General features: G+C 69.5%; 14 protein-coding genes and 1 pseudogene. 9 read left to right on the forward strand and 6 right to left on the reverse strand.

Features of this window, described 5'->3' with window-relative positions; genetic code table 11:
* Window positions 1–106: 106 nt before the first annotated feature.
* A complete protein-coding gene (locus tag ACWF82_RS11655) occupies window positions 107–898 on the reverse strand; it encodes a TIGR03084 family metal-binding protein (RefSeq protein ID WP_452500390.1) in 792 nt (263 codons plus the stop codon).
* A 104-nt stretch (window positions 899–1,002) separates the two neighbouring features.
* Window positions 1,003–2,358: a hypothetical protein gene (locus ACWF82_RS11660; RefSeq protein ID WP_452500392.1), complete on the reverse strand. Its 1,356-nt coding sequence runs from the start codon at window positions 2,356–2,358 to the stop codon at window positions 1,003–1,005.
* A gap of 201 nt (window positions 2,359–2,559) precedes the next feature.
* On the opposite strand from ACWF82_RS11660, the gene ACWF82_RS11665 reads away from it, so the two are divergent.
* Window positions 2,560–4,338 carry a protein kinase domain-containing protein gene (locus ACWF82_RS11665; RefSeq protein WP_452500394.1) on the forward strand — a complete coding sequence of 593 codons (1,779 nt, stop codon included), beginning with the start codon at window positions 2,560–2,562 and terminating at the stop codon, window positions 4,336–4,338.
* Between the two features lie 297 nt (window positions 4,339–4,635).
* On the opposite strand, the gene ACWF82_RS11670 is transcribed toward ACWF82_RS11665, so the two are convergent.
* On the reverse strand, window positions 4,636–5,247 hold the full coding sequence (locus ACWF82_RS11670; RefSeq protein WP_452500396.1) for a TetR/AcrR family transcriptional regulator: 612 nt from the start codon (window positions 5,245–5,247) through the stop codon (window positions 4,636–4,638).
* A gap of 84 nt (window positions 5,248–5,331) precedes the next feature.
* Between ACWF82_RS11670 and ACWF82_RS11675 the strand changes: the two genes are divergently transcribed.
* From ACWF82_RS11675 to lon, 4 genes are all read left to right on the forward strand, one after another.
* On the forward strand, window positions 5,332–6,108 hold the full coding sequence (locus ACWF82_RS11675; protein WP_452500398.1) for an Rv1157c family protein: 777 nt from the start codon (window positions 5,332–5,334) through the stop codon (window positions 6,106–6,108).
* Between the two features lie 29 nt (window positions 6,109–6,137).
* Window positions 6,138–6,308 (forward strand): DUF2613 domain-containing protein, encoded by a 171-nt coding sequence (locus ACWF82_RS11680; protein WP_189031615.1) that lies wholly within the window; start codon window positions 6,138–6,140, stop codon window positions 6,306–6,308.
* Entirely contained in the window at window positions 6,305–7,378 is a 1,074-nt protein-coding gene (locus tag ACWF82_RS11685; protein ID WP_452500400.1) for a DUF3068 domain-containing protein, read from the forward strand. Before ACWF82_RS11680 ends, ACWF82_RS11685 begins: the two co-directional genes overlap by 4 nt.
* Before the next feature lie 146 nt (window positions 7,379–7,524).
* Complete coding sequence (gene lon, locus ACWF82_RS11690; protein ID WP_452500402.1) at window positions 7,525–9,996, forward strand: endopeptidase La; 2,472 nt, start codon at window positions 7,525–7,527, stop codon at window positions 9,994–9,996.
* Window positions 9,997–10,239: 243 nt separating this feature from the next.
* On the opposite strand, the pseudogene ACWF82_RS11695 reads toward lon, so the two are convergent.
* Window positions 10,240–10,647: pseudogene (locus tag ACWF82_RS11695) on the reverse strand (PaaI family thioesterase); the annotation flags it as partial.
* Window positions 10,648–10,795: 148 nt separating this feature from the next.
* Between ACWF82_RS11695 and ACWF82_RS11700 the strand changes: the two are divergent.
* A complete protein-coding gene (locus ACWF82_RS11700) occupies window positions 10,796–11,872 on the forward strand; it encodes a DNA polymerase IV (protein WP_452500404.1) in 1,077 nt (358 codons plus the stop codon).
* 157 nt (window positions 11,873–12,029) lie between these two features.
* Window positions 12,030–13,025, forward strand: coding sequence for an acrylyl-CoA reductase family protein (locus ACWF82_RS11705; RefSeq protein ID WP_452500406.1), 996 nt, complete (start codon window positions 12,030–12,032; stop codon window positions 13,023–13,025).
* 55 nt (window positions 13,026–13,080) lie between these two features.
* Here ACWF82_RS11705 and ACWF82_RS11710 read toward each other — a convergent pair whose 3' ends face one another.
* Window positions 13,081–14,967 carry an ABC transporter ATP-binding protein gene (locus ACWF82_RS11710; RefSeq protein WP_452500408.1) on the reverse strand — a complete coding sequence of 629 codons (1,887 nt, stop codon included), beginning with the start codon at window positions 14,965–14,967 and terminating at the stop codon, window positions 13,081–13,083.
* Between the two features lie 147 nt (window positions 14,968–15,114).
* On the opposite strand from ACWF82_RS11710, the gene ACWF82_RS11715 reads away from it, so the two are divergent.
* Together ACWF82_RS11715 and ACWF82_RS11720 are read left to right on the forward strand one after the other, a co-directional pair.
* Window positions 15,115–18,153: an FAD-binding and (Fe-S)-binding domain-containing protein gene (locus ACWF82_RS11715; protein WP_452500410.1), complete on the forward strand. Its 3,039-nt coding sequence runs from the start codon at window positions 15,115–15,117 to the stop codon at window positions 18,151–18,153.
* Window positions 18,154–18,435: 282 nt separating this feature from the next.
* Window positions 18,436–19,383, forward strand: coding sequence for a DNA-3-methyladenine glycosylase family protein (locus ACWF82_RS11720; RefSeq protein WP_452500412.1), 948 nt, complete (start codon window positions 18,436–18,438; stop codon window positions 19,381–19,383).
* On the opposite strand, the gene ACWF82_RS11725 is transcribed toward ACWF82_RS11720, so the two are convergent.
* Window positions 19,380–19,586 carry a hypothetical protein gene (locus tag ACWF82_RS11725; RefSeq protein WP_452500414.1) on the reverse strand — a complete coding sequence of 69 codons (207 nt, stop codon included), beginning with the start codon at window positions 19,584–19,586 and terminating at the stop codon, window positions 19,380–19,382. The two genes, ACWF82_RS11720 and ACWF82_RS11725, sit on opposite strands and share 4 nt — an antisense overlap.
* Window positions 19,587–19,664: the final 78 nt, after the last annotated feature.

Genomic DNA, 19,664 nt, shown 5'->3' on the forward strand with positions numbered 1-19,664 from the left:
GCTTGCTCCTTCGTCGCCTACGCAACGGCACCTGACCGGCGGGACGGCCGCGAACCGCCGTTGCGCGGCGGCCCCTCCTCGGGGTCGGGGCGTTGTTGCTCGGTTTTCAGGCGAACTGGCCCGCTTCTCGGCCCTTTCCGGGCGGGCCCGCGAAGGCCTGTGCGATGCCGAGCCAGTGTTCGGCGTCCGGGCCCTCGGTGAGCAGGGCGGTGTCGTCGCGATGGCGGCGCTGGGTGGCTACCAGGCAGAAGTCGACGGCCGGACCGGTGACGCGCTGCTTCGCGTCCTCGGGGCCCCAGGTCCACAGGGTGCCGTCGGGTGCGGTCAGTTCCACCCGGAATTCCTCGGCCGGCCCGGATTCACCGTGGACGGTGTAGGCGAAGTTCCTGGTACGGACGCTGATGTGGGCGACAGTGCGCAGCCGGGCGGTGGGCGTGCGGTCGACGCCGAGCGCGTCGGCGACGTCCTGCCCGTGCGCCCAGGTCTCCATGATGCGGGCCGAGATCATCGACGCCGGGCTCATCGGCGGGCCGAACCAGGGCAGCTTGGTGCCCGCGGGCACGGCGGCCAGCGCGGCGAGCAGCTCGGCGCGGCCCGCGCGCCAGCGCACGAGCAGCTCGGCGGGCGGGGTCTGCGCCACTTCCTCGGCGGCCTCGTCGACGAAGGTGAACATCTTCGGCGCGGCCTCGGTCAGCAGCTTCGTGAAGGTCTCGCCGTCGGTGGCGGCGAGCTTGGACACCTCGTCGGTCCAGGTCAGGTGGGCGATCTGGGTGGTGATGTGCCAGCCGGGCGACGGGGTCGGCGTCTGCCACTGTTCGGGGGTCAGCGGTGCGACCAGGTTTTCCAGATCCGCGCATTCGGCGGCGAAGTCGTCGAGGAGCGCTGCGAGGTCAGCCATCTGTTCCCTTGCCGATCATGGCGCGGCCCGGTACGGGTGCGCCTCGTCACCAAGAATCTCAGCGGCCCGAGAAAAATGCAAGCACGCGTGCTTGTTATTTGCCGCTACCAGCCGAAGGTGAGCAGGTGGATCGCGCCGACTACGACACCGAGCACACCACCGTGCACGTAGAGCAGCCACGCGTCCTGCTCCACCGCGGCGTAGAACATCTCCATGAACTCGCCCGGCGTGAGTTTCTGCAGCTTGCGATCGGCGAACTCGTCGATCTTCTTCGCCTGCTCCAGCACGAACTTCTCGTCGTCGACCATCTCCGGCGCGAGGCTCATGCCCGCGCCGGCGCCGGAGATGGCGAGATTGTCGTACCCTTTCCGCCCGATCGCCGCGCGCACCATGAACGCGGTCGGGCCGAGCTGGTGCTGGATCTCCTCGGCGACGACCCGCTCGATCAACTGCTTGGTCTTGTCGCCGTTCGGCCCCTGGAGCAGCTCATTGGACAGGTTCTCCACGGTCAGCACCTGGTAGGCCAGAATGTGCGCGAGGTCGGTCGCCGCCTGCGGCTGCCGCTTGGCCAGCAGGGCCTGGCGCCACAGGTACTTGTAGCGCGGCTGCGGGTCGCCCGGCTCGAACACCATCTTGATCGCGATGACGTTCACGATGACGCCGATCGCGGCCGAGGCCAGCAGCACGATCACCCACGCGGGCACCAGCCCCCAGTACGGGATCTGCGAGTGCACGTGCAGGTACAGCGCCAGCACCAGGCCGAACGGCGCGCCGAGCAGGCCGATCCGCGCCATGAACTTCAGTTCCGGCGCGGCGATGGTGGTGGTGAGGTCCTTGAGAATGGTCGGGTTCTTCTCCAGGTACCTGATCACGAAGTTCTTGACGTCGAGCAGCTGGTCGATGTTGTCGCCCAGGCTCGCGAACGCGCGCCGGCCCAGCGCGGGCAGCTGCCGGTCGACCCGCTGGTAGACGGCCTGCTTCACCGGCCGCGGCAGCGAGCGCCACAGATCGGGATTCTCCCGGTACATGATCTCGTCGACGATGGGTTGCACCTGGTCGCGGGCCCGTTCGGCGAGATAATCGCCGATACCGTCCAGATCGAGTTCATGGATGAAATCGCGCGGGCTGCCGATGCGCATCAGCGCCTTGTCGACGCAGATACTCGCCATCTTCTCGGCGCGGGCGGGGATGAAGCCCTGGAAGCCGAGCCTGCGCCCGTCGCCGGAGAAGGTCGGCAGCACCTGGACCCGGCGCGGCAGATACGGGTAGAGGACGTGCAGCATCGGTACCCGGAAGCCCTTGAAATGCAGCGGCCAGAACAGCATGAGCACGCCGGTCCAGTTGGTGAGCCAGCCCGCCACCGCGCAGAAGATCGGGAAACTTACCAGCTCGACCACGAATTTCGACTGCCCTGTCAGCTCTTCCCAATCGATGAAGAGTCCGGAGGCCAGTGTGGTCATCGAGGAGCCCCCTAGTGCTGACGCGCGAAGAACGTGAAGAACGTGAGGATAACGAAATCACATTCTGACCCGTCGCGACGGGGTACGGCCTCGGGACCCCGTTTGCCCAGGCGGCGGCTGGTCACGAGCCCAGTTCGGCGCCGGATTTTGCGGTTAGAGTGACCGGGCAGGCTCAGCCGATTTTCGAAGGACCCCCACGCGATGCAACCCCTCGGCAGCGATGATCCACGCCAGATCGGGGCGTACCGGTTGCTCGGCGTCCTCGGCGCCGGTGGCATGGGCAAGGTGTATCTGGGCCGCAACGCGGGCGGGCGCACCGTCGCGGTGAAGGTGATCCGGCCGGATCTGCTGGGCGACGCCGAATTCCGGGTCAGGTTCCGCCGGGAGGTGGCCGCGGCGCGACGGGTCGGTGGGGCGTTCACCGCGCCGGTGCTCGACGCCGACGTCGACGCCGATCCGCCCTGGCTGGCCACCGGTTACGTTGCCGGACTTGCGCTCTCGGACGCGGTGGCCCGATACGGGCCCTTCGCCGAACCGTCGCTGCTCGCCCTCGGCCACGGGTTGGCCGAAGCGCTCGTCGCGATTCACGGTGCGGGCGTTGTGCATCGCGATCTGAAGCCGTCGAATGTGCTGCTGGCCGTCGACGGACCCAAGGTGGTCGACTTCGGCATCGCGCGAGCGGTCGAGGACACCGCGCTCACCACCACCGGAAAGGTCATCGGCTCACCGGGTTTCATGTGTCCGGAGCAGGTCACCGGCGAACCGCTCGGCCCCGCCTGCGATGTATTCGCGCTCGGCGGTGTGCTGACCTTCGCCGCCTCCGGGCACGGCCCGTTCGGCACCGCCGAGATCGTGCAGATGCTGTGGCGGATCGTCTACGAGGAGCCGCGCCTGGAGGGCCTGCCGCCGTCGCTGCGCCCGCTGGTCGCGGCCTGCGTCGCCAAGGACGCCGCCGCCAGGCCGACACCGCGGGAAGTCCTGGCCGAGCTCGCCGGAATCGGCATACCCGAGCGATCCGGGTGGCTGCCGCCCGCGGTGCTCGAGGAGGTCAGCATGCGAGCGGTGCGCCTGCTCGACCTGGATTCCGGCCCGGCCGATTTCCCACCCGGCCTCGGCACGCCGGATACCTCGACGTCGAACCCGGCTGGCACCGGCGCTGTCCTGCCTGCGGCGACCGGCGGGCATACGGCGTTCCCCGGCGCTGTCCCGTCAGCGGCGTCCGGCGGGCATACGGCGTCCCCCGGGGTTGCCCTGCCTGCGGCGACCGGCGGCCATACGCCGCGACCTGGCGCTCCCCTGACGGCGGCGAACGTCGGCGGGTACACCCCCGCGCCGTATGCGACTGTCCGTCCGCCGGTCGGCGGAGCCGGCGACCCCACCATGACGCCGACAGGCTGGCACATGGCGAGGCCCCAGCCGGATGCCGTCTCGGGACAGCATCCGATCCCGCCGACGAACTCCCGCACCCGCAACCTCCTCGTGGCCGCGGCGGTCACTGTCGCGATCGCGGTGGCGGCGGGTGCGTTCCTGATCGGCGTCCAGCTGCGCGGCCAGCCCGATGCGGGCGGCGTGACCATCTCGACGACGGCCGCCGCGGACACGGACGCGCCGACCGCCCCCGGCGCCCCGGCCACCACGGTCCCCAGCGCCTTCGTCGGCAGCTGGCAGGGGCAGGCGTCGGACGGTCCGGTGCGCTTCGCGATCGAGCTGACCATCGGGGACGGCGAGGTCGGGCAGCAGGTGGCCACCGCGTCGAACACCGGCATGATCTCCGGTGAGCGCTGTGAGCGGTCGGAGACCCTGGTCGAGGCCACCACCGACCGCCTCGTCTTCCTGGCGAAGCTGACCGGCGACAGCGCGGGCGGCTGCCTCGACGAGGGCGCGACATCGACGGTCACTCTGCGACCGGACGGCAGCATCGCCTACAGCACGCCGGGCGCATTCGGCGGCACCATCGCGGGCGTCCTGCGGAAGTCCTGATCGCCGGTTGCCGGTCGATTGCCGACCACGTACCGCAGGGTGTGAAACGGCGAACCGGACACCCCGCGAGGCCGGTGGTGGTTCACTACCACCACGAGCTTGTTTGGACCCGTGACCAGCACATCCCCCCAGGTGATGCCGATCGCAAAGTTTCAGCCGTTGCGATCTGGGTCACTACTATGCCAGACTCTCGTCCCACACTGTGAAGCCGTCCGGTCTCACAATGTCCGGAGAGGGAGTGTGTTGAGCAAGCGGCAAGTGCGTGAAGTTGCCACCCTCCCGGCGGTTGCGCGGAAATCAGTACTGATCGACCAGCGCGAGCGCTGCGGCGGTCAGCAGGTCGACCAGCTCGCCGACCGGCGGGCGCGCGTCGAGCAGCAGCCATTCGTGCGCGACTCCGTTGACCGCGCCGGTGAGCAGTCCCGTAGCGAGCTGTGCGTCGCCGCGCAGCCGGACGCCCTTCACGGCCAGCGCGGTCTGGATCAGCGCCGACCAGGCGTGGCGCCGCTCCCGGCGATGGTTCTCCATCCGGTCGCTGACCCCGATCACCTCGATCAGCGCCAGCTGCGCGCGGTACGGGTCGGAGCTGAGCGATTCCAGGTAGGCGGCCAGGCCGGCGCGCAGCGCGGACTCCGGGTCGGCGTGGTCGACCACCGCCGTGGCGACCGCGGCCGCCGCATCGTCCTGGATGCGGTCGTAGGCCGCGATGAGCACGTCCTCGCGGGTCTCGAACTCCTCGTAGAACTGCCGCTTGGACAGCCCGGCCGCCGCGCACACCTCGGCGAGCGAGCACGTGACGTACCCGCGTTCGGCGAAGATTCGCGTCGCTGCTTCCAGGAACCGCTGGCGCCGTTCGGCTTTACGCGCGACGACTGTACGACCCCCATACCGCCTGTCCGCTGTAGTCACCTCTCCAATGTATCTGAAACCCGGGATCACATATACCTTTCCGGACTGCTCCAACCAATCCCCACAAAGAAGGACGGCTGACCAGTGCTGCGCACCCGAGGCTCGCGGACCGCATTGTCCGCTCTCGTACTAGCGGTGAGTGCCTCACTCGCCGCACCGGCATCGACCATGGCTGCCCCGCGGCCTGCGGCTCAGCCGAGCGTCCCGGCGATCGCGGAGAACGTTCCCTCCGAGACGCTGGCCGCGCTGGCACCGTCGATCGTAAGCGCCATCTCCGCTCCCGCCCCCATCGCCGACGGTGCGCAGGCCGCGATCTTGGCCCAGGCGCGCGTGCTGCTCGCCACTCCGGGCATCCCCGCGCAGGTCAAGGCGACGCTCGAGAAGGTCATCACCTTCCTCGACGGCAGCGGCGGTGGCGGCCCCGAGCTCCCGCCGTCCGACGGTCCACGGATCGCGCAGTTCCTCTACCCGACCATCGGCAAGGGCTGCATCGGCCCGACCTCCGATTCCGTCGGCACCGCGCTGGCCGTACCCGGCCCGGCCGAGCTGCCGCCGCCGGGGCCCGCCGCGGGCCAGACCGGTTTCGTCTTCACCGCGCTGGGTACCAAAACGCCCACCGTCGCGCAGAACCCGCCGATGACGGTGCAGTGGGTCAACCTGGACAACCGGCGCACCGGCAACCAGCCGCTCACCACCGCGGCCGGAATCAACCCGGACGGACCGGCCACCCTGTCCGCCATCGCCGACACCGGTTCGGGCCGGGTCGCCGCGGTGATCACCGGTTCGCTCACCACGACCACCGCCGACGGTGACCGGACCTGCTCGTTCGCCCCGACCATCGGGTTCTTCTCCGTCGCTTGAGCCGACGCCGGATATTGGAGTTTCGATCTATGAAGTTTGCCGTCCCCGGCCTGATCAGCGGTCTGGCCGGCGCGATCCTCGGGGTGATTGCCGTGCTCGGCATCACCGCAGGCGCGCAACAGAATTCGATCCCAGCACCCGAGACCACCGCTGACCCGGGCTCCTCGGTGCTCGGCAACGTGCAGTACGGAAGCCGATGAACAGCGGGCGCAGGATGATCGCCTGCATTCTCGTCGGACTCGGCGCGCTGCTGCTCGCGGCCGCCGTCATGATTCCCACCTACACCGTCGGCAAGGTCGCCAAGACCCCGCTGGATCTGCGGATCACCACGATTGCCAAGAATGTGCCGGGCGAGGAAAGTCTTGTCCTGGACGCGAAGTCGCTGACCTCGCCGGAGGGCTCGGCCAAGGTCGACAAGAACGTCCCCGTCGTCTCGCAGCGCTTCCTGACCGTCGAGGAGCCGTCGGGCTCCGACGAGATGACGGTCCAGGCGGGCCAGACCCTGCGTCGCGACGACCGTGACGGCGACACCGGCATCCTGACCGCCTCGATCGACCGGGTCACCATCGACCGCGTGACGGGTCAGCCCGTCGACGCTTCGCCCAACGGTTCGCTCGCGGTCACCGTCGACAAGTCGGGCGCCTCGGTGGCCGACGCCCTGACCCGTCAGGGTCTGCAGTACCGCTTCCCGATCGGCACCGAGAAGAAGTCGTACCCCTACTTCGACACCAACGCCCGCTCGACCCGGCCCATCGACTTCGTCGAGGAGTCCGAGATCAACGGCGTGCCGGTCTACCACTTCCGGCAGACCATCCCGGTGACGAACATGAACGACGTGGTCCCCGCCGCGACCAACAAGCTCACCCTCCCCGCCGCCAAGTGGGGCCTCGAGGGCGACGCGCCGGTCACGATGACCCGCTTCTACACCAACACCCGTGACCTGTGGGTCGAGCCGCGGACCGGCGCGGTCCTCAAGGGCGGCGAGTCCATCCACCTGTACTACGGCCGCAGCGCCAACCAGGTCGATGTCACCGCCCTGAAGTCGCACCTCGTGTTCGACGAGGAGACCATCGACGCGCAGATGGCCGTCACCCAGGAGAGCCTCGACAAGCTCGACCTGTTCGGCAAGACCCTGCCGATCATCCTGGGCATCCTCGCCGCGATCCTGCTCATCGCGGGCGCCGTCCTCGGCGTCATGAGCGCGGGCGGCTCCACCGCGCGTCGCACCTACGACCCGCCCACCGAACAACTCCGCTCCACGAATCTCTAGCTCGGTTCCCCTGCACAACACGGCCTCCCCGGATCACTTCCGGGGAGGCCGTGTTGCGTTCGCCGTCAGTGAACGACGGCACCGGCAGGAACAAACAGGTAGGGCCTTGGGTTGAGTCAGCAAAGCTCAACTTTGGAAGGGTCGACATGACTACAGCTCAGAACCTGCCGGTGCTGTTCCTCACCGATCCGATCGTGCTGCCGGGCATGGTCGTGCCCATCGAATTGGACGAATCCGCGCAGGCCGCCATCGACGCCGCGCAGGCCGGGAAGACCGGCGCCGTGCTCGTCGCGCCCCGGCTCGACGAGGGGTACGCCTCCTACGGCGTCATCTCCTCGATCGAGCAGGTCGGGCGGATGCGCGGTGGCGCTCCCGCCGCCGTGCTCAAGGCCGAGCGCAGGGCGCGGATCGGGCACGGCGTGACCGGGCCAGGCGCCGCCCTGTGGGTGGAGGCCGAACCGGTCGATGAGGTCGCGCCGGACGCGCGGACCACCGAACTCGCCGCCGAGTACAAGAAGCTGGTCGTCGCGGTGCTGCAGCGCCGGGAGGCATGGCAGATCATCGACATCGTCAACCAGCTCGACAAGCCGGACGCCATCGCCGACACCGCGGGCTACGCGCCGTACCTGTCCGACGAACAGAAGCGCGAACTGCTGGAGACCCCGGACGTCGCCGTCCGCCTGACCAAGCAGATCGAGTGGATCAAGGACCACATCGCGGAGGTCGAGGTCACCGACAAGATCTCCGAGGACGTCCGCGAAGGCATGGAGAAGAGCCAGCGCGAATTCCTGCTGCGCCAGCAGCTCAACGCCATCCGCAAGGAACTCGGCGAGGACGAACCCGACGGCGCCGACGACTACCGCACCCGCGTGGAGAACGCCGACCTGCCGGAGCACGTGCGCGCCGAGGCGCTGCGCGAGGTCGGCAGGCTGGAGCGGGCCAGCGATCAGAGCCCGGAATCGGGCTGGATCCGCACCTGGCTCGACACCGTGCTCGACCTGCCGTGGACGGTGAAAACCGAAGACAGCACCGATGTCTCGGCCGCGCGCGCCGTGCTCGACGCCGATCACCACGGGCTGGACGAGGTGAAGGACCGCATGGTCGAGTACCTGGCGGTGCGTGCGCGAAGGGCCTCGCGTGGGCTCGAGGTCGTCGGTGGACGTGGCTCCGGCGCGGTGCTCGTGCTGGTCGGCCCGCCCGGTGTCGGTAAGACCTCGCTGGGTGAGTCCGTCGCGAAGGCGCTGGGCCGCAAGTTCGTTCGCGTCGCCCTCGGCGGCGTGCGCGACGAGGCCGAGATCCGGGGCCACCGCCGCACCTACGTCGGCGCGCTGCCGGGCCGGATCGTGCGCGCGGTGAAGGAGGCGGGTTCGATGAATCCCGTTGTCCTGCTCGACGAGATCGACAAGGTCGGCTCCGACTTCCGCGGTGATCCGGCGGCGGCGCTGCTCGAGGTCCTCGACCCCGCGCAGAACCACACCTTCCGCGACCACTACCTGGATCTGGATCTGGACCTGTCGAACGTGCTGTTCATCGCGACGGCCAATGTCATGGACACCATCCCCGGCCCGCTGCTGGACCGGATGGAACTCATCACCGTCGACGGCTACACCGAGGCCGACAAGGTGGCCATCGCCCGCGACTTCCTGGTGCCACGGCAGCTGGAACGCAACGCGCTGACCGCGCAGGAGGTCTCGATCACCGACGCGGCCCTGCGCGAGATCGCGGCGAACTACACCAGGGAAGCCGGTGTGCGCCAGATGGAGCGACTCGTGGCGAAAGCCTTGCGCAAGGCGGCGACTCGTCTGGTCGCCGGCGACGCCGGTCGCCCGGACGGGAAGACGACGCTGGTCGACAACGGCTCGCTCGGCGAGGGCGCCGTGCTCGGTTATGACCCGGAGCTCGGCTACGACAACGTCATCGATATCGAGTCCGGCCCACAGCCTGCCGGTCAGCTGACGAGTCTCGTGGTCGACATCGACAACCTGACCGACTACCTCGGCCGTCCCCGCTTCACCCCGGACTCGGTGGAACGCACCGCGGTCCCCGGCGTGGCGACCGGCCTCGCGGTCACCGGCGCCGGCGGCGATGTCCTCTACATCGAGGCCAATGCCGCCGAGGGCGAGCGTTCGCTCACCCTCACCGGCCAGCTCGGCGACGTCATGAAGGAGTCGGCGCAGATCGCCCTCACCTACGTGCGCTCGCACCTGGAGGAGATCGGCATCGAGCCGAAGGTCCTCGACCGCAATATCCACATCCACTTCCCGGCGGGTGCGGTGCCCAAGGACGGACCGTCGGCGGGCGTCACCATGGTGACCGCCCTGGTGTCGCTGGCCCTGGATCGTCAGGTGCGCGGTGATGTCGGCATGACCGGCGAGGTCACGCTGAACGGCCGGGTCCTGCCGATCGGCGGCGTGAAGCAGAAGCTGCTCGCCGCCCAGCGAGCCGGCCTGAAGACGGTCTTCATCCCGGCCCGCAACGAACCGGACCTCGACGAGGTCCCGGCGGAAGTGCTGGCCGCCCTGGACGTCCGCCCCGTCGCCGACGTGGCCGAGATCCTGGCTTACGCGATCGAACCGATCGCCGAGCCTGCGGCCGACAAGCTGGCGTACACGGCCTGACGGCACTGGCGTAATCGTGCATTTCGCGTCTCGCACGATTACGCCGGTTGCCTACCGGCTCACCGTGGGCGGCAACTGCGGCGCCTCATCCGCACCGACGACGATGACCGGCAGCTGATCGGTCTCGAAGCCGTCCTGCTCCTCCCCGAACTCGTCGTCGAAGTCGGCGTCGTCGTCGAACTCCGGATCTTCGTCGGCGTCGGCCGCGGCGGACGGGGCGAGGTCCTTCTCCACGCGCCGGGTCGTCCCCTGCGCGACCGCGCACAGGATCGGCTCCTCGCCCTCGGTCTCGGCGTAGACATCGCAGTGGGTGACCGCCTGGCGGCGGGTGGCGCCGAGGACGGTGGCGTGGATGCGCAGCCGCTCGCCCATGGCGGGCCGCAGGTAGGTGATGGTGAAGCCGCCGGTCAGGACGTTGGGGCCGAGGACGGTGCCCGCGGCGAAGGTCAGCGCGTTGTCCGCCGCGTAGGCGAGCACCCCACCGTGCACGAAACCGAACTGCTGGCCGTGTTCGGGCTGGATCTCGATGACCAGTGTGGCCGCACCGTCCCCGAATTCGGTCAGTTCGGTCCCGACGAGGCGCGCGAACGGCTGCGCGGCTAGTACCTGGCGGGCCAGGTCGAGGTCGAGGGTGGTGGCTTCGGTCGGCATCGGGTGTTCCGTTCTTCGAGCTCTGTCGTGACATCGGTTGGCGCGCTACGGATATTGCCATCCGGCCGGTGCGGCGAGTACTCCAGTGCCGCACCCGTCAGCGCCAGGTTGCGGCGGTTTGTCGGTACCGTGCGGTAATACTTCATTCGTGCCCCAGTGGCTGCTGCATGTCGATCTCGACCAGTTCCAGGCGGCGGTGGAATTCCGGCGTCGCCCTGAGCTGCGCGGACAGCCGGTCATCGTCGGCGGTACCGGCGATCCCGACCAGCCGCGCAAGGTCGTCACCTGCGCGTCCTACCCGGCCAGGGCCTACGGCGTGCGCGCGGGCATGCCGTTGAAGATGGCGCAGCGCAAGTGCCCCGACGGTGTGTTCCTGCCGGTGGACATGGCCGCCTACGAGGAAGCCTCCGACGAGATCATGGCGACTCTCGGCCGGGTGGCAGGCGCGGTCGAGGTGTGGGGCATGGACGAGGCGTTCGTCGCCACCGACGGCGATCCATGGCCGCTGGCCGCCGAAATCCGCAGCGCCGTCATCGAACTCGGACTGACCTGCTCGGTCGGCATCGGCGACAACAAACTCACCGCGAAACTGGCGACCGGTTTCGCCAAGTCGGCGGGCAAGTCCTCCGCCGAACCCGAACACGACCCCGGCGCCGCGGCCGGCGTCTTCGAGCTCACCGCGGCCAACTGGACCGAGCTGATGGGCCACCGCCCCACCGACGCGCTGTGGGGCGTCGGCGCCAAGATCGCGCATCGCCTCGCCGTCATCGACATCGCCACCGTCGCCGACCTGATGGCCGCCGACCGCGAGCGCCTTGCCGCCGAATTCGGCCCCAACACCGGCCCCTACCTGTGGGTCCTCGGCCACGGCAAAGGCGACACCGAGCTCACGACCACCCCGCGAATCCCGGTGGGCCGCAGCAAGTCCGAGACCTTCCCACACGACCTCACCGAGCCGGACGAGATCCACCGCGAGGTGGCGAGACTGGCCACCGAGGTCGCCGAAGAGATGATCGAGCACGCCCGGATCAGCACCAGGGTCTCGGTCACGGTCCGCACGAAGACCTTCTACACCCGCAGCAAACAGCAGAAACTCCCGCAACCGACCGCAGACATCACCACCATCGTCGACACGGCCTTGGCCATCATCGACCGCTTCGACCTGGACCGCCCCGTCCGGCTCCTCGGCGTCCGCCTCGAACTCCTCCCACCCGAGCACCCCTGACGACCACCCCCGAGCCCGGCCCGACTCGTGGACAGTTGATCACCACGCTGTGGTGGCGGCATCGGCCGAGAGAGCACCGCCACCACAGCGTGGTGATCGCTTGTCCAGGAAGTTGTGGTCTGCCCGTGGGGGTGGTTCGGCTCGTATGCTCTGAGCCATGGATTACTCCGCTATGGTCGCCCGTGAATCCGACGGCCAGATCGTGCTCGCGCGTGAGCAGGTCGGGGACGATTTCCTCGGCACCGGCGAGGTGACGATCAAAGTCCACTATTCGAGTGCCAACTACAAAGATCTTCTCGCGATCACCCCGCGCGGTGGCGTGGTGCGCAATTACCCGATCGTGCCCGGTATCGATCTCACCGGTGAGGTGGTCGCGTCGGAGTCCGACGACTTCGCCCCCGGCGACCAGGTGATCGCGCACGGCTACGAACTCGGCGTTTCCCGCAACGGCGGCTTCGCCGAGTACGCCAGGGTGCCCGCCGAATGGGTGGTGCGGCTGGAGGGCCTCGACACCCGCGACGCTGCCACGATCGGCACCGCGGGTTTCACCGCGGCGATGAGCGTGCAGGCGCTGCTCGACCACGGCCTGACCCCTGATGACGGCGCGGTCCTGGTCACCGGCGCGACCGGCGGGGTCGGCACCGTCGCCATCGACATTCTCTCCGGCCTCGGGTTCGAGGTCATCGCTTCGACCGGTAAGACCGACGCGGGCGATCTGCTCGCCGAGATCGGCGCCAACGAGGTCATCGGCAGGCTCCCGCTCGACCCCGACGCCAAGCCGCGCCCGCTGAACAAGGCGGTCTGGGCGTCCGCCGTCGACAGCGTCGGCGGCGCATCGCTCGCCCATGTCCTGAGCTCCATCGGCTACGGCGGCGCCGTCGCGGCCAGCGGACTCACCGGCGGCTCCGAGCTGCCGACCACCGTGCTCCCGTTCATTCTGCGCGGCGTGAGCCTGCTCGGTATCGACTCGGTTTTCCTGCCGATCGAGAAGAGGCGGACGCTGTGGGCAGCCCTCGGCAAAGAGCTGCGCCCGCAACATCTTTCGACCATCGAGTCCTTCGCCCCGATCACCGAGGTCGGTGCCGTGCTGCAGTCGATCAAGGACGGTGGTCACTCCGGTCGCACCGTCATCGGGGTCGCGGGCGAGTTCTGATCGGACAGCACTGTTCCCCAACTGCTTACCGTGACAGCGGTTGGGGAACAGTCAGCTAGACCGCGGTCTTGACCGGGACCGGCTCGTCGGCGAACTGGGTGCGGTAGAGCTCGGCGTAGCGACCGTCGGCATTGAGCAGGTCGGCGTGGGTGCCGCGCTCCACGATCCGGCCCTGCTCGAGCACCACGATCTGGTCGGCGGCGCGGATCGTCGAGAGCCGGTGCGCGATCACCAGGGCGGTCCGGCCGTGCAGCGCCTCGGTGAGCGCTTCCTGCACCGCGGCTTCCGAGGTGGAGTCCAGCGAGGCGGTGGCTTCGTCGAGGATCACCACGCGCGGCTGCTTCAGCAGCAGCCTCGCGATGGTCAGGCGTTGCCGTTCGCCGCCGGAGAGCCGGTAGCCGCGTTCACCGACGACGGTGTCGAGGCCGTCGGCGAGCGAGTCGACGAGGTCGCCGAGGCGGGCCCGGCGCAGCGCGTCCCACAGCTGCTCCTCGGTCGCTTCCGGTTGTGCCAGCAGCAGATTCGCGCGGATCGTGTCGTGGAACAGGTGCCCGTCCTGGGTGACGAGGCCGACCGTGCGCTGGATCGACTCGGTGGTCAGCTCGCGCACATCGGCGCCGTTGAGCCGGACCGCGCCGGAATCGACGTCGTAGAGCCGCGAAACCAGTTGGGCGATGGTCGATTTGCCCGCGCCCGATGATCCGACCAGGGCGACCAGCTGACCGGGTTCGGCCCGCAGCGTCACCTCGTGCAGCACCTCGACGCCACCGCGGGTGTCCAGGGTCGCGACGTCTTCGAGCGAGGCGAGCGACACCTTGTCGGCCGAGGGGTAACCGAAGTCGACCGCGTCCAGCTCCACCGCCACCGGGCCGTCCGGCACCGGGACCGCGCCGGGCGCGTCCTCGATCAGCGGCTTCAGGTCGAGCACCTCGAAGACGCGCTCGAAGCTCACCAGGGCGGACATGATCTCCAGGCGCGCGCTGGCCAGTGCGGTGAGCGGGGTGTAGAGGCGGGTCAGCAGCAGCGACAGCGCGACGACCGAACCGGCGTCGAGACTGCCCTGTAGCGCGTACCAGCCGCCGAGACCGTAGACCAGCGCGAGCGCGAGTGCGGAGACCAGCGTGAGCGAGGTGACGAAGGTGGTCTGCAGCATGGCGGTGCGCACGCCGATGTCACGGACCCGGGTGGCGCGCATGGCGAACTCGGACGATTCCTGCCGCGGCCTGCCGAACAGCTTGACCAGCGTGGCGCCGGGCGCGGAGAAACGCTCGGTCATCTGGGTGCTCATGGCGGCATTGAGCTGGGCGGCTTCGCGCTGCATGGCGGCGAGCCGGTTGCCCGCGCGCCGGGCCGGGATGACGAACACGGGCAGCAGCACGAGGGCGAGGAGGGTGATCTGCCAGGAGATGCTGAGCATCACGGCCAGGGTCAGCGCCAGCGTCACCAGGTTGGTGACGACGCCCGACAGCGTATCGCTGAACGCGCGCTGCGCGCCGATCACATCGCTGTTCAACCGGCTCACCAGGGCGCCGGTCCTGGTGCGGGTGAAGAACGCGACCGGCATCTTCTGCACGTGGTCGAACACGGCGGTGCGCAGGTCGAGGATCAGTCCCTCACCGATCCGGGCGGACAGCCAGCGGATGACCACCCCCAGCCCGGCGTCGAGGATCGCGAGCCCGGCGATGGCGAGGGCGAGCAGCACGACGGTCCGTGGCGCCGAACCGCCGACGATGTCGTTGACGACCCGTCCGGCGAGCACCGGCGTCGCCACGCCGAGGACCGCGGCCACCACGCTGAGCAGCAGGAACCCGGAGATCCGGCGCCGGTGCGGGTCGGCGAAGCGGAGGATGCGGCGGGCCGTGGCCAGGCGGAACGGCCGTTCCTCCTCTGGCGCGTTCATCCGCCGGTACATCTGGCTGTAGGCCACCGATTCGATACTCACTGCCACACTCCTCTTCGCTCCCCACCCATCGAACTCCTGCCCACCGACACTAAAACCTCAACAAAGGTTGACCGCAAATACTTTCCGCTGACGGCCGGTTCCGCGCACAGCGAAACCGGGCGGGGACTCGCCGAATAGGCTGGTCGGGTGGACGAGATCCGGAGTGCGGAGCTGCTGGCCGATGCCCTGCGTGGCCGGGTCGGCTGCGCGGTCGACGCCTCGACGCGCAGGCTCGCGGAGTACTCCTCGGACGCCTCCAACTACCGGGTCCGGCCCGCGATGGTCGTGTTTCCCCGCCACGATTCCGACATCGCAGCGGCAGTGACCTTCGCCCGCGAGCACGGGCTGGCGGTGACGGCGCGCGGCGGCGGCACCTCGGTGGCTGGCAATGCGGTCGGCCCCGGCATCGTGCTCGATTTCAGCAGGCATATGCGGGCCATCCTGGCGGTCGATCCCGAGGCGCGCACGGCGCTGGTGCAGCCGGGCGTCGTGCTTTCGGACCTGCAACGACGGCTGCGACCCGACGGCCTGCGGTTCGGGCCCGATCCGTCCACCCAGGACCGCTGCACGCTGGGTGGGATGATCGGCAACAACGCCTGCGGCCCGCACGCGCTGGCATGGGGGCGCACGTCCGATACCGTGCGATCGCTGCGCGTCATCGACGGGACCGCGACGCAGCGCATGCTCGGCACGAATCTCGCTGAGATCCCCGGCCTTTCCGGCTTCACGAATGCCAACCTCGCGGTGTTGCGCACCGAACTGGGCAGGTTCGACCGCCAGGCTTCCGGTTACGGTCTGGAACATCTACTGCCGGAACGTGGTTCGTCGCTCGCGAAGGCGTTCGTGGGAACCGAGGGCACCTGTGGGCTGCTGCTAGAGGCCGAGGTCGAGCTGACGCCGTTGCCTGCCGCGACCGTGCTGACCGTGCTCGGCTATCCCGATATCGCCACGGCGGCAGACGATATCGCCGCGGTGACCGGGTGCGCCCCCATCGCGGTGGAGGGTATCGATGCCGGGCTGGTCGACCGGGTGCGCGCCCATCGCGGGACGGTGCCCGAGCTGCCGCGCGGCCGTGGCTGGCTGTTCGTCGAAACCGCTGGTGCGAGTGCCGCCGAAGCATTGGCCTCGGCCGAGCGGTTGTGCCGGGAAGCCGACGCCGACGACTACCGGATCGTCACCGATCCCGCTGCCACTGCGGCACTGTGGCGTATCCGCGCCGACGGGGCCGGATTGGCAGGGCGGACACCGGACGGGAAACCGGCGTGGCCCGGCTGGGAGGACGCGGCCGTCCCGCCTGATCGCCTCGGCACGTACCTCCGTGAATTCGCGGCGCTGACCGGGGAATACGGAGTCGACGGACTGCTCTACGGCCACATCGGTGACGGCTGCATCCACGTCCGCCTCGACTTTCCGATCGCCGACGCGCCGCAACAGTTCCGCGCCTTCCTGTTCGAGGCCGCCGAACTGGTTGTGCGCCACGGTGGCTCGCTGTCGGGCGAACATGGCGACGGCCGAGCCAGATCCGAACTGCTCGCGGTGATGTACTCCCCCGCCGCCCGCGCCGCCTTCGCCGGCTTCAAGGCCCTGTTCGACCCCGATGACGTGCTGAATCCGGGCGTACTGGTCGCGCCGAATCCGGTCGACGCCGATCTGCGCGTTGCCGGGCTCCGGCCGCTGGCCCCGGCAGGCGGCTTCGCCCTGTCCGCCGACTCCGGCGACCTGTCCACAGCTGTGCACAGGTGTGTAGGAATCGGCAAGTGCCGCGCCGACACTCGTGGTTCCGGCGGCTTCATGTGCCCGTCCTACCTGGCGACCGCCGACGAAAAGGACACCACACGCGGCCGCGCCCGAGTGCTGCAAGAGGTAGTGCGCGGCGAACTCGACTGGCGCGCACCGGCAGTCGAGCAATCCCTTGACCTGTGCCTGTCCTGCAAAGCCTGCGCATCGGACTGCCCCGCAGGCGTCGACATGGCGACCTACAAATCCGAAGTCCTCCACCGCCGCTACCACCATCGCCCCCGCCCCCTCGACCACTACGTCCTCGGCCAACTCCCCCGCTGGCTCACCGCCGCACAACGCTTCCCGCGACTCGCCAACGCCCTGGCCGCCCGCCCGCTGCTCCGGCGCACCGCGATGCGCGCGGCGGGGATCGACCCGCGCCGCGAGGCTCCAGTACTCGCGACGGCATCATTCCGCCGAATCTGGCAGGACATCGGCGGCAACAACCGCACCGATCCAGCCGCCATCGCCCTGCAGCGCACCCCTCACCGCCACCTCATGCCGAACCAGCCCCCGAACACCGAGACGCGTACCGCCGCAACGCCTGCCGCCACGGCTGCGGATGACAAGGCGGCAGGCGGCGCGACTGCTGGCGACGCAGCTGCAGGTGACGCGGCTGTGGGCAACGCAGCGATTGGTGAGGCGGCTGCAGGTCACTCAGCGACGGGCGACGCGGCAGTGGGGGCGGGTCCGCCAGCCGCTACCACCGGCGAGGTGATGCTGTGGGTCGACACCTTCACCGACACGTTCGCTCCGGACAACGCCGTCGCCGCGACACTGCTGCTCGAACAGCTCGGCTATCGCGTCCGTATCCCGGCGGATCGCGTCTGCTGCGGACTGACCTGGATCACCACCGGGCAGCTCGACGGCGCCCGCGCCCGCCTGCGCGCCACCCTCGACGCGCTGGCCGCCCACGTGGCGGCGGGTGGCCTGGTCGTCGGCCTCGAACCGTCGTGCACCGCCACACTGCGCGCCGACCTGCCCGAACTACTCCCCGACGACCCACGCGCACCACAGGTCGCCGCCGCCATGCGTACCCTCGCCGAATTCCTGCTCGAGCATCCCGGCTGGCAGCCGCCACGACGCACCGGCGAGACGGTCGTCGTCCAGCCGCACTGCCACCAGCACGCTGTCGGTGGCTTCGCCGCGGAACGCGCGATCCTGGCCGCGATGGGCGTCACCGCCGACGAGCTCGCCGGGTGCTGCGGGCTGGCGGGCAACTTCGGCATGCAGAAGGGCCACTACGACGTCTCGGTGGCGGTCGCCGAGAACGCGCTGCTCCCGGCCCTGCGCGCGGCCCCGCCCGCGACGACGTTCCTGGCGGACGGCTTCTCCTGCCGAACCCAGGCCGCCCAGCTGGCGGGCGTGCGCGGTGTGCCGCTGGCGTCGTACCTACTCGGCGGCTGACCCTGCTCAGCTAGGGCGAAGCTCGCCGACTGCGCTGAGGCCTGCGCAGAGGACTGTGCTCAGCTGCCGTGCGGCAGGGTGCCCGGCGGAATCTGGTAGCCAGAGCTGCCGGCGGACCCGGTTCCCCATGCGGCTAGCAGCCAGTTCAGCGCGTTCGTGATCATCCGGTACCTCCTGCATCGGCGGGATGCCGACTGTTTGCCGACAAGGGCTAGATCGCCGTGCGAGTGGCGAGTATTACGAATCCGCATGGCCGCCGGATCGGGCGCGCACAATGGTCAGGTGCGCGATCAGACCCTCGACCCCGGCCTGTCGACGGCCGGGCTGTCCAGGACCGTCCGGTCGACCAGACCGTTCGACGTCGGGCTGACCGTCATCCCGCTGCGGCGCGGCGGCGGCGACCCGTGTCACCACATCGGCCCCGACGGCGCGCACTGGCACGCCTCGCGGATGCCGAGCGGCGTGGTCACCTACCGGCTCACCCAGGACGGCCGCGACGGAGCGCACGCCAGGGCCTGGGGCCCCGGCGCCGAGGAATTCCTGGCAGGCCTGGACCGGATGCTCTGCCTCGAGGAAGACCTCGCCGACTTCGCTCCCGCCCATCCCAAGCTGGTCGAAGCGCATCGCGTGGTACCGGGCCTGCGCATGCTGCGGACCGGGCTGGTGTTCGAGTCGCTGGTGCCCGCGATCCTCGAACAGAAGGTGCACACGAAGGCATCCTTCGCGTCCTGGCGGAGCCTGGTGCGCGAGTACGGGACCAAAGCACCAGGCCCCGCACCCGCCGGTCTGATGGTCGCGCCCGACGCCGAGACCTGGCGGCACATCCCGTCGTGGAAGTACCACCGGGCCAATGTCGGGCCGCAGCGCGCGCAGACGATCGTGCGCGCCGCCAGGGTTGCCGACTCGATCGAGCGCACCGCCGACCTGCCGCCCGCCGAGGCCGCGCAACGGTTGCGCAGCCTCCCTGGCATCGGTGTCTGGACGGTTGCCGAGACCGCGCAGCGCGCCTTCGGCGACGCCGACGCGCTCTCGATCGGCGACTATCACCTGGCCGCGGTGGTCGGCTGGAGCCTGCTCGGCCGCCCGATCGACGACGCGGAGATGATCGAGTACCTGGAACCGCTACGCCCGCACCGCTATCGAGCGGTCCGGCTGCTCGCGCTCAGCGGCCAGGCGCGCAAGCCGAAGTTCGGCCCGCGCACCCCGATCACCGATCACCGGCACCGCTAACGGATCGCGCGCTGGTCTAGCACGCATCGCCCCGAGTCGACCAGGGTGTCGCGCGCCCGTCTGCGCACCCGGCACTCGTCGACGGTGCAGTCCAGGTGCGATTGCATTGCGGCATGGGCCTGTTCGGCGTCCATCGGGCCCGGATCGGTGCCGCAACCGAGTAGTGCAGCGGCAACATGCATGTTCACATCGCTCAATTGCATGAACCAAGCACAGCACGCAACCGCCCGGCTAACGGTCAGTACACGCCGATCCCGATATTTCGCGTGAATTCCCAGCAC

Source organism: Nocardia sp. NPDC055053 (genome assembly GCF_053608285.1).

Coding starts and splice junctions, on each gene's coding strand:
- ACWF82_RS11655 (WP_452500390.1), bottom strand. CDS start 898: ATGGCTGACCTCGCAGCGCTCCTCGACGACTTCGCCGCCGAATGCGCG.
- ACWF82_RS11660 (WP_452500392.1), bottom strand. CDS start 2,358: ATGACCACACTGGCCTCCGGACTCTTCATCGATTGGGAAGAGCTGACA.
- ACWF82_RS11665 (WP_452500394.1), top strand. CDS start 2,560: ATGCAACCCCTCGGCAGCGATGATCCACGCCAGATCGGGGCGTACCGG.
- ACWF82_RS11680 (WP_189031615.1), top strand. CDS start 6,138: ATGAAGTTTGCCGTCCCCGGCCTGATCAGCGGTCTGGCCGGCGCGATC.
- ACWF82_RS11685 (WP_452500400.1), top strand. CDS start 6,305: ATGAACAGCGGGCGCAGGATGATCGCCTGCATTCTCGTCGGACTCGGC.
- lon (WP_452500402.1), top strand. CDS start 7,525: ATGACTACAGCTCAGAACCTGCCGGTGCTGTTCCTCACCGATCCGATC.
- ACWF82_RS11705 (WP_452500406.1), top strand. CDS start 12,030: ATGGATTACTCCGCTATGGTCGCCCGTGAATCCGACGGCCAGATCGTG.
- ACWF82_RS11725 (WP_452500414.1), bottom strand. CDS start 19,586: ATGCAATTGAGCGATGTGAACATGCATGTTGCCGCTGCACTACTCGGT.